The organism is Bacillus sp. 196mf, assembly GCF_003217275.1.
GTDB lineage: Bacteria > Bacillota > Bacilli > Bacillales > Bacillaceae_G > Bacillus_A > Bacillus_A thuringiensis_S.
In genome coordinates, this window is sequence record NZ_QJTG01000002.1 from 398748 (window position 1) to 411111 (window position 12364).

The window sequence follows — 12364 nt, forward strand, 5'->3', positions numbered from 1 at the left end:
AAAGCGTTTATATTAGTAACCTAAGGAGCTTGCTTTTATGAAAACTACCGATTCAAAAGGCCTATTAGGAAATAGGGTATATTTACAAGTTTTCTCTGCCTATTCATTGCTTATGCTTGGTGTTTTTATTGATATGTTAGCGATTATGACTATAGTTGGGTTTGAATGGGAAGTAGATCCTACTATGATTGGATTGATTCCTGTTGCATATGCACTTCCAGGAATTATTTTTGGCTCATGGGCAGGTGTTATTGCAGATCGTTTTAGAAAAATTCCAATTATGATGTTCTGTAATCTAATGGTTGGTCTAATAACGATTGCTCTTTTATTTGTACAAGATATCCACTGGCTCTTAGTGGCATTAATGATTCGTTCCATTTTTATTGTTTTCTATTATCCTGCACAGCAAACACTAACAAGACAGATTGTATCCCCGGATTTGCTTACTAAAGCAGTAAGTATCAACGGAATAGTAGAGCAGGGTACCAAAATAGTAGGCCCACTTATAGGGGGTATGTTGCTGAGCTGGTTTCAACCAGAGTTCTGCCTCATTATAAGAGCTATAAGTTGTTTATTAGCTACCTTAGTTCTCATACCCACAATAAAATTTAAAGAAACTATATCGAAAGAATTTGTTGAAAAGCAAAAACAAAGTACTTGGACCGCTTGGGTACAAGGGTGGGGTTATGTGTTATCTAATCGGATAATATTATCAACCATGATTTTCGTTACAATAGCCATGGCAGTATTACAATTAGTAGACTCGCAATTCCCAACTTTATTTAAGAGCCTATTCCCACATGATAAAAGTAAAATGGGATATATCATTTCTATTATTGGTCTTGGCGGGATACTTGGTGCATTACTAACTCAGAAATTAAAACAATTTCAATATGGCTGGGTAGTATGTGGAGGTATGGTTTTAATGGGAATTGGTTTTGGGGGGATTGGTTTGATAACGCCCGGTACGGTCTTCGTTTTAGCCTATTTAATTAGTTTTATCGCTGGTATCGGAAGTGGGCTGATGCTTGTATCTAATCAAGTCATATTACAAATAGAATCCGATCAAGATCAAGTAGGAAGAGTATTTGGTATTCAAAGTAGTTTAACAAACGCAGTTTTAATTATTTCTCCTGCTATGAGTGGCCCATTAGTGCATTTGTTTGGAGTAACTCAACTCTATGTTTATGGAGGGATTGGGCTTGTTATTATTGGAGTAATTGGAGTTTCAATGCAGAAATATTTATGGGGTAAACATAAACACGAACCTATAAGAGCAAATAATTTTTGAAGGGAAGATTTTTATGACCAATGAGGAATGTTATCCATTAAGCCATCCGCAGCGAAGAATATGGTATACAGAAGTTATTCATTCTGATAAAGGAATATGTAATTTAAGATTTTTATTTAAACTTCATCGAAAAATGAATTATTCAAAATTAAACCAAGTTGTGAATCGCGTTATCAGTGAAAATGACGGTCTGTGCATTAGGTTAAAAGAAAATGGGCATCAGGAACCGAAACAATATTTTATTAAACATGAAGAACAAGAATTTGAGTTTTTTGATTTCAGTAATGTGGAGAATACAAATTTGCTTGAGGAATGGATTGAGCAGAAAACAAAAGAAACGTTTACATTATTTAATTCGAATTTATACTATTTCGCTTTAATAAAATTAAACGATAATGAATGTGCAGTCTTTGGAAATGTTCATCATATTATTATGGATGGTTTATCAATTCAAATATTTACTGAGCAGATTGCAAAATATTATTATGACATGCATAACGAGAATGAAGAAGGCGAAATTAAAAATTCATATGTTCAATTTCTGACCAATGAACAAACATACTTGAATAGTAGTCGCTTTCAAAAAGATCAAAAATTCTGGTTAGAGGAATTTAAAACACTGCCATCTGCGACTGGATTGAAGCCTTATAATACGTACCAAGTTAGTACCAAAGCATCACGTGAGACGTTTATATTAACGGAGCATTTGAAGAGAAAGATAGAGAAATTTTCTGAAGATTCAAAATTTAGTTTATACACCCTTTTTGTTGCTGCTTTCTCGTTGTCCATGTATCGGTGGACCTCATCGCTTAATATTGGTTTAGGAATGGCTTACGGCAACCGTATGACTAAAATGGAACGAAAATTGATTGGAATGATGGTGAGTACAGTTCCTTTAAGAATGGATATTGATCCAGAAGAAGAAGTACTTTCATTTATTAGTAGGGTGTCCAGAAAACAAAGTAAATCATTAAGACATCAGAAATATCCATTTGATTTGTTATTAAAGCGGATTAATAAAGAGAATAACAGTAATGTGAGACTTTTCGGAACTACGATTGATTATAGGGATCGTGATGAAAGTGGTGACTCACTATGGATTCCAAACCGTGAAGAAGTACAAGATTTTGCAGTGCATATTGAAAATCTAATTGATATAGACTCTTTACATGTACATATTGATTATCGTGAGGAGCTATTTTCTAAGGAAGAGATAAAACAGTTTTTTAACGTGATGTTAGCGATAATGGAAAACACTTTTGAAAACCCAAAGCAGAAGGTGGCTGAAATAGAAATCATTTCTGAGGAAGATAAAAGAAAAAGTTTAGTTGAGTTCAACAATCCTAAACTGGATGTCCCGCCTCAAGTAACTATTCATGAAATGTTCGAACGGCAAGCGATGATTTATCCAAATGCTATTGCAGTTACGTATGAAAAAGAAAAAATTACTTATAAGGAGCTTAATGAACGTGCAAACCAGTTAGCTCATTATCTGCAGAAAAAAGGAGTAGGACCTGATACTTTAGTTGGACTGTGCGTTGAACGTTCCCACGAGATGATTGTAGGTATTTTAGGGATTTTGAAGGCTGGTGGGGCTTATGTCCCACTTGATCCAACATATCCAGAGCAACGACTTCAATATATTTTAGAAGATGCTAGCATTCAGTTATTCGTAACGCAAGAAAGTTTAAAAGAATTGAACTGGTTACCAGAAAATGTTGAGTCGATTTGCCTGGATCGTGATCAAGATGAGATTGGGAAAGAAAGTAAGACTTTGCCGGTTTCTAGTGTCGGTCCCCAAAATCTGGCATATGTAATCTATACTTCGGGATCAACGGGAAATCCAAAGGGCGTTATGATAGAGCATCACAATGTCATTCGGTTATTTAAATCGACGGATTGTTGGTATCAGTTTAATGAAAAAGATACTTGGACGCTTTTTCATTCGTATGCATTTGATTTCTCAGTATGGGAAATTTGGGGAGCATTATTATATGGTGGAAAATTAGTTGTTGTTCCGTACTGGATTAGTCGATCACCTAAGGATTTTTATCAATTATTGGTGGAGGAAGAAGTCACAGTTCTAAATCAGACACCTTCCGCATTTCGACAATTAATACGAGTGTGTGAACAAGAAGATAAGAATAAAAATTTGCAGCTGCGTTATGTCATATTTGGCGGAGAAGCGTTAGAACCTACTAGCTTGTTACCGTGGTTTCAAAGGTATGGGGAGAAAAATCCACAGTTAATTAATATGTATGGAATTACAGAAACTACAGTTCATGTTACATATTATCCAATTACTCTAGATGATGTGCAGCATGCTTCAAGAAGTAATATTGGAAAGCGGATTCCCGATTTAGAAGTGTATATACTAGACGCTTATCAACAACCTGTTCCTATAGGTGTCGATGGTGAACTTTATATTGGCGGGGCAGGGCTTGCACGTGGGTATTTAAATAGACCTGAATTAACAGCAGAGCGTTTTATATCTCATCCATTTAGTAGTGATCTGAAAGCAAGATTATACCGGACAGGAGACTTAGCGAGGTATTTGCCAGATGGGAATCTAGATTATCGTGGAAGAATTGATCATCAGGTTAAAATACGTGGTTTCCGAATTGAGATTGGGGAAATTGAGTCTACTTTACATACATATGCATATGTAAAAGAGGCAGTTGTAATTGTAAGAGAAGATCAGCCGGGCGATAAAAGATTAATAGCATATGTTGTAGGAGATGGAAATGTAGATGCGTGGAGAGAGTATCTTAAAGCGAAACTACCAAGTTATATGGTTCCTTCGGGATTTGTGGCGATGGAAGCTATTCCACTTACAGCTAACGGTAAAGTTGATCGTGAGGCCTTACCTATGCCAGAGGAAAAGCAGATTAATAGTGAATGTGTTGGCCCTCGGAATAGTAACGAACAGATACTGACTACCATTTGGAAGCGAGTATTAGGTGTTAAAAAGGTGGGAATCTATGATAATTTCTTTGAAATTGGTGGCGACTCGATTCTCAGTATTCAAATCATATCTCAAGCAAGTCAAGTGGGGTTAAAACTTACTCCAAAGCAAATGTTTGAATGCCCAACTATCGCTGAGCTGGCACAAGTGGCTATAGAAACGCAGGGAGTACAAGCGGAGCAGGGAATTGTGATAGGTGATGTGCCTCTTACTCCAATTCAGTGCTGGTTCTTCGAGCAAGAACATCCACATACAGAGCATTGGAATCAATCAATGCTTTTAAGAGTAAAAGAAAGATTGAATGTGAAATTACTAGAGGGAGCGATATTAAATTTACTGAAACATCATGATGCTTTACGTTTCCGGTACGAACAGTTACCAAACGGAACGTGGAGGCAGAGAAATGAAGGGACTGATGAGCTGTCAGTACTCCATGTTGTAAAACGTAATCAAGTTAATGAAAAAGAGTGGAATAAAATAATACAAGAAGAGATGAACATTAATCAAGCTAGTTTCAATTTAGTTAATGGTCCGTTAATGAGAGTAGTGTACTTTGAAGATAACTTGACTAGAAATGATCGAATATTCTGGGTGATTCATCATTTAGTAGTAGATGGAGTGTCATGGAGGATTCTATTGGAAGATTTACAGGTGGTATATAACCAGATGAAACAAGGTCAAGAAGTTCGCTTACCTGCGAAAAGTACATCTTTTAAAGAGTGGTCTGAACGACTCCAGACATACAGTGATTCGGGTATTTCAAAAGAAGTACAAAATTATTGGAATGAACAAGTAGAAAAAGAAACGATGAAAATTCCAATGGACTATCCAATACAAGAAACAACAGAAGAATCGATTGATCAAGTGACGAGGACTTTAGGAATAGAAGAAACACAAACATTGTTACACGAAGTTCTAGTCACTCATAAGACAAGGATTGATGAGGTACTATTAACGGCATTAGGACAAGCTATCGTCGATTGTACAAATCAGCAAACCGTTTCTATTCATCTAGAAGGACACGGAAGAGAAGAGATGATTGAAGGTATTGATTCATCAAGGACAGTGGGCTGGTTCACGAGTATTTATCCCGTTCATCTCAATTTTCAAGGAACTCAGACACCTATTGAAGGGTTAAAGGCTGTCAAAGAACAATTACGTCGAATTCCAAATCGCGGAGTTGACTATGGTATTTTACGTTACTTGAATAAAGGATTACTTCCGTTTTATCAGCAAAAGCCTTCAATAAGCTTTAACTATTTGGGCCAATTTGATCAGGTGTTTTCAAGGGACTCTTTGTTTATGCAAGAGACAGGATTTACATTTTTAGATCATGCTCCAGATTCCAAACCGTCTCATCTAATTGATGTTATCGGAATGGTGAAAGATGAAAAGTTACATTTTATTTGGATGTATAGTAGGGAACAGTTTTCTAAATTAAAAATTCAAGTGATAGCAGATGGTATGTTAAGGCATCTCCGTCAACTTATAAATAAACCAACAACAGAGTCTGCTTTTACGGTATCAGATTTTGCTGATGCAGAGGATCTTACGGAAGAAAGCTTAAGCAAAGTATTACTTAAATTAACAAAAAAGAGGGTGTAAAAATGGGAGACGTTATTGATATATATGGTTTATCACCTTTGCAAAAAGGAATACTGTTTCATACTTTATACGATCAAGATGATGAACATTCTTTTTCCTATATTGTACAAGTAGGTTTCTTGCTCGGGGGGCAATTGGATGTTGCTACTTTTGAAAAAGCTTGGGAATATGTTATTCAACGACATGAGGTTCTGCGCTCAGTATTTGTTTGGGAAGAAGTAGAAAAACCTCTACAAGCAGTTTACGAACGTCTTCCTTTTACTATTCATCAAGAGGATTGGAGTACCTATTCGCATGAGGAGAAGGAGAAGAAATTACAACAGTTTTTGACTGCAGATCGTAGGAAAGGATTTTTATTGGATGAAGCACCATTGATGAGAGTCACTGCGATTAAAGAAGCAAAAGAGGAAACGAGAATTATCTGGACACATCATCATATTTTGCTAGATGGATGGAGTGTGTCATTGGTCTTTAGTGAAGTGATGGAAGTTTATCTCAAGATGATAAAGGGAGAATTGTTGAATCTTCCTAAATCTCTTCCTTATAAAAAATATATTCAATGGATAAATAAACAAGATCAAAGTCAAGCAGAGGAATTTTGGAAAGAAGAATTAAAAGGGTTCTATGCACCCACTCCATTAGCAATGGAAAGAAAGGATCAAGGACAAGAGAAGGGTTATGGAGAGTTTGCTTATCAAGTATCTGAGGAACTTACTGAGAGTTTACAAAAGTGGGTACGAAATAGTCGATTAACGTTGAATACGTTAGTACAAGGTGCATGGGCTTATTTGCTGAGTAGGTATAGCGGTGACAGTGACGTCGTATTTGGCGTAACTAGCGCTGGACGTCCTACTGATTTAATAGGAGCAGAGAATATGGTGGGGCTATTTATTAACACATTACCTACCAGAATTCGATTAACGGATAATGCATCAGTAGTAGATTGGCTTCGTAAAATACAAATGAAAGAAATGGAACGAAGACAGTATGAGTATAATTCGTTGATAGATATTCAAGGCTGGAGTGAGGTTCCGCGAAATTGCTCCTTATTTCATACCTTGTATGTGTTTGAAAATTATCCAATTCAAGGTGAGAGAAATGATGATTTAAGATTACTAGATGTTAAAAGCACGGAACAAACAAATTATCCTTTAACACTCATTGTAATGCCCGGTAAGAAAATTACTTTAAAGTTGATGTATGATCGAAGCTATTTTAATGAAGAAGCAATAAATCGGATTCAGAATCACTTATTGCAAATATTAATTCAGATGACGAAGAGCCTAGATTCAAAACTATTTGAAATTACTCATTTAACAGAAGAAGAACAAATACAGTTACTAGAGGAATGGAATCATACTCAAGTTAATTATTCGGCTGAAGGCATGATTCATACGATGTTTGAGGAGCAAGTAAAAAAAACACCGGAAGCAATCGCGGCTAGTTACGAAAATGAACAAATTACCTATAAAGAGTTGGAGAAGCGTGCAAATCAGTTAGCTCATTATTTACAAAAGCATGGTGTAGGCCCAGAGTCTCTAGTTGGGGTATATATGGAACGTTCATTACAAATGATGATAGCGTTATTAGGTATTCTAAAATCAGGAGCAGCGTATGTTCCACTTGACCCTACTTATCCAGAGAGTCGACTTCGATATATATTAGAGGATGCTGGAATCGAAGTACTAGTGACGGAAGAGAATTCTAAAAATTTGTTTGTATCTGAAAATATAGAAACGATTTGTATGAATAAAGATTACACTGCAATTGAAAAAGAAGAAACAACCCCATGTATAAGTGGTGTAACAGGAGAAAATTTAGCGTATGTTATGTATACTTCAGGATCTACAGGGAATCCAAAGGGAGTAATGATTGAGCATCATTCAGTAATTAATTATCTAGAATGGATGCAACATAAATATCCGCTTTCTGAAAAAGATGTGGTCTTGCAGAAAACGCCATTCTCATTTGATGTCTCTGTTTGGGAATTATTTTGGGGCATTCACGTTGGTGCAAGTGTATCTTTCCTACCTCCAGGTGGAGAAAAAGATCCTTCTATTATAGCTGAAGTGATTAAACAACATCAGGTTACTATAGTTCAATTTGTACCTTCGATGTTATCTGTTTTCTTAGATTACTTCAATCATATTGAATTGAACATGAATTGTTCGTCCGTACGCCATGTATTTTCTGGTGGAGAAGAACTAAGTTCAGGGTTAGTTAGACGTTTTCAACAGAAATGGGATTATAGTGGACAAGTGAAATTAACCAACTTTTATGGGCCAACTGAAGCCACTATTTATGTGAATGCATTTGATATTCAGCCTAATCAAGAATTTGTTTCTATTGGGAAGCCAATACAGAACACGCAATTATATGTATTAGACCAAAATCAACGCTTGCAATCAATAGGAACTGAAGGTGAGTTATATATTGGTGGTGTTGGTTTAGCGCGTGGATACTTAAATCGTCAGAATCTTACTGCTGAAAAATTCATTTCGCACCCATTTCAATTGGGGGAACGACTATATCGAACAGGAGATTCAGTAAGATATCTAAATGATGGAAATATAGAATTTATAGGTAGAATGGATCATCAAGTCAAAATGCGTGGTTTTAGGATTGAACTAGGAGAAATTGAAGCAACTTTAGAAAAATGTTCGTTTATTAAAGAGGCTGTCATATTAGTTAGAGAAGATCGTCCAGGTGATCAACGATTGGTTGCATATGTAATAAGCGATGGAAATACCGAAGAGTGGAGAGAGTATTTACAAAACCAATTACCGAATCATATGATTCCAGCGCACTTTATAGAGTTAGAACATTTTCCGCTTACTCCGAATGGGAAAATTGACCGAAAGGCCTTGCCAGCACCTGATGAGCAAGCTATTGAAGATTTAAATGTGCTACCTCGGACGCCATCGGAAGAGCTTATTGCCTCGGTTTGGAGTCAAGTGTTAGGAACAGAAAATATTGGCATTCAGGATTCCTTCTTTGAACGTGGTGGGCACTCACTACTTGCTACTCAAATCGTCTCTCGATTGCAAGAACTGTTCCAAATTAAAATTCCATTACGTGAACTTTTCAAGCACGATACAGTGGAAGCATTGGCGAAACGAGTGGATCAGTTACGAAAGGAAGATAAAAAACGAAAGGTTGCTCCTCTTGTACCTATGAAACGAGAAGAAGTTATCCCACTTTCCTATGCGCAGAAACGTCTATGGTTTATTGATCAATTAATGCCAAATAGTGCTATGTACAATATTCATGCAGCGTGTCGCTTAACAGGTAAATGGTCAATTGAAGCATTGGAGGTCGGATGGAATCAATTGTTGGAGCGTCATGAATCATTAAGGACGACAATTCTAGAACAAGAGGGTGAACCTTTTCAACAGGTTCAATCTCTTGTGTTCAGGCATATTCCTCAAACGAATCTAACAGATCTTTCTTTGGAAGATAGGGAAAGAGAAATGAAACGCCTTATTCAAAACGAGGCGGAGGAACCATTTTATTTTGGACAAGGTCCTCTGATTCGAACACGAATATTGAAAGTGGACAGGGAAGAATGGGTTCTCATTTGTACGATGCATCATATTATTTCAGATGGATGGTCAATGGGAATCTTACTTGAAGAATGGATGGCTTTTTATGAAGGAGCACTAACCGGAAAACCAGTGGAATTGAAGGAGTTATCTATCCAATATGCAGATTTTGTCATGTGGCAGAAGGAATGGCAAAAAGAGGAGAGTTTGAATCAGCATCTTCAATATTGGAAGGAAGAATTATCTGGGGAACTACCGGTTTTACAATTACCGATGGATCGTCCTCGACCTGCAGTTCAAACCCATCGTGGTGCAAGTCAGTCCTTAATAGTGGCGAATTCCTTACAGGAAAAGCTCAAAGATTTAAGTTTGCAAGAAGGATGCACTTTATTTATGACATTGATGGCAGCGTATCAAAGCTTCCTTTCTCGTTATACAGGACAGGACGACATTATAGTTGGAAGCCCAATCGCTAATCGAAATGTGAAAGAGATTGAGGGATTAATAGGATTCTTTGCAAATACGTTAGTTTATCGAGCTGATTTCAGTGGAAATCCGACGTTCCAAGAACTATTGTCGCAGGTAAGAAAAAAAGCGCTAAAAGCATTCGAGTATCAGGACATCCCATTTGAGAAAGTGGTAGAATCCGTAAAACCTGAACGGAATACAAGTCATTCACCAATATTCCAAACTATGTTTACTTTACAGAATACGAAACAAGAATTTCTTCAGCTATCTGAAAGACAAATGGAACTCATGAAAAGCCATGCTTCTGTTGCCAAATTTGATTTGAGTTTATTTGCTTCTGAGACGGAAGAAGGATTATCACTAACCTTTGAATATAATACTGATTTGTTTAATGATACAACCATTGAACGTATGGCAAGTCATTTTAAACATTGGTTAAATCAAATTGTCTCTCATCCAAAATGTATACTATCAGAACTGAATATGTTATCGAAAGTAGAATATAAGCAACTACTAGAGGAATGGAATGAATCAGCCGTTATAGATATAGAAGATAGTACGATTCATACAATGTTTGAAGAACAAGTGGAAAAAACACCAGAAGCAATTGCAGTAGTGTGCGAAGATGAAGAACTAACATATCGAGAGTTGGACGAACGCTCAAATCAGTTGGCACATTATTTGCAAAAAAATGGTGTAACATGCGAATCATTAGTTGGGATTTGCGTTACACGTTCATCCGAGATGATTGTCGGTCTCTTAGGAATTATGAAGGCGGGAGGAGCATATGTCCCAATTGATCCAGCGTATCCGGAAAGTCGACTGCAGTACATTTTAGAAGATGCTCAAATAAAGGTACTGGTGACACAGGAAAAGTTACAACAAAAAATGGTTATACCTCCATTCGTCAACGTCATTTGTATTGATCGTAATCGAGCAGAAATAGAACAAGAAGTTACTACGGTATGCACGAGTGAAGTGACGGGCGATAACTTAGCCTATATTATCTATACTTCAGGTTCCACTGGAAATCCAAAGGGAGTAATGATTGAGCACAGGAATACAGTAACAATGATTCATTGGGCGCATCACACGTATTCTCGAAAGGAATTAGCGGGAGTATTAGCTTCAACTTCACTATCTTTTGATTTATCCGTTTTTGAAGTATTTGTTCCCTTAACGATGGGTGGTAAGGTGATTGTCGCTGAAAATGCTCTACATCTAGACAAGTTGTCTACCAAAGGTGTGACTTTGGTTAATACTGTGCCATCGGCAGCGAAGGAACTGGTTCGAGCAAAAACAATTCCTTCTTCAGTAAAGGTAATAAATTTGGCTGGAGAACCGTTACCATATCCGCTTGTTCAAGATTTATACGAGAGAAGTACGATTGAGAAGGTGTTCAACTTATATGGACCGTCTGAAGATACTACGTATTCCACGTATATGGAATTAGAAAAGGGTGTCATGCATAGGGTACCACCAATCGGTAAACCAATCTTCAATACAGAAGTATATGTATTGAGTGCTGAACGAAAAATGGTTCCAATTGGTGTAGTTGGTGAGCTATACATTGGTGGATCAGGGTTAGCGCGTGGATATTTAAAACGCCCTGACTTAACGGAAAATCGATTTATACCGCATCCGTTTAAAGAAGACGAGCGAGTATACCGGACTGGAGATCTAGTAAGGTATTTGCCGGATGGAAATTTGGAGTATGTTGGACGAATCGATCATCAAGTAAAAATTCGTGGGTTCCGGATTGAACTAGGAGAAATTGAAGCGACATTACAAAGGCATACATTAGTTAACGAAGCTATTGTGATGGTGCGGGAAGATTATCCTGGCGATCCACGTTTGATCGCCTATGTTGTAGGAGGCGGGGATGCTCAAAAGTGGCGTGATTATCTCAAGGATCAACTACCAAATTATATGATCCCAGCCTATTTTGTTGGATTAAATGCATTTCCACTCACTCCTAATGGGAAAATTGATAGGAAGGCCTTACCAGCACCAGAGAGACAGGAGATAGCAAGTGGTTATATTGCTCCTCGTACGTCCACGGAAAAAACAATCGTTTCGATATGGCATGAAGTTTTAGGTATGGAAAACATCGGAATTCAAGATTCGTTTTTTGAAATTGGTGGCCATTCACTACTCGCTACGCAAGCTGTTTCCAATCTTAAAGAGGCTTTTGGAATCGAGATACCATTGCATGATTTATTTATGTTTCATACGGTGCAGCAATTGGCAGAACAGATTGATCAATTGCTCGATAACAAAAATCAAGAAATGCAGAATGATAGTAAGGAGAATGTAAGTCTTCAAGACTATGTTCAAAAAGAAGCAGAAGTGAGTAATGATGAAGAATTACTGGAACTACTTAAGCAATTAGAGGAGCTATCAGAGGAAGAAGCACAAGGGATATTCGAGAGTAATTTGATTGAGGAAGGGGTAAAAAAATGAGAAGTGATTTACTTGCAAAGCTGAGTTCAC

3 protein-coding genes are annotated in these 12364 nt (G+C 37.1%); all 3 read left to right on the forward strand.

What is annotated here, in order from left to right:
- The first annotated feature begins 37 nt into the window (after positions 1–37).
- Genes ATL10_RS06320 through ATL10_RS06330 form a run of 3 tightly spaced genes read left to right on the forward strand, consistent with a single transcriptional unit; the run spans position 38 to position 12334 of the window.
- On the forward strand, positions 38–1291 hold the full coding sequence (locus tag ATL10_RS06320; protein WP_000858616.1) for an MFS transporter: 1254 nt from the start codon (positions 38–40) through the stop codon (positions 1289–1291).
- 13 nt (positions 1292–1304) lie between these two features.
- A complete protein-coding gene (locus ATL10_RS06325; protein WP_098235909.1) occupies positions 1305–5861 on the forward strand; it encodes a non-ribosomal peptide synthetase in 4557 nt (1518 codons plus the stop codon).
- Positions 5862–5863: 2 nt separating this feature from the next.
- Positions 5864–12334: a non-ribosomal peptide synthetase gene (locus ATL10_RS06330; protein WP_110496596.1), complete on the forward strand. Its 6471-nt coding sequence runs from the start codon at positions 5864–5866 to the stop codon at positions 12332–12334.
- Positions 12335–12364 lie beyond the last annotated feature (30 nt).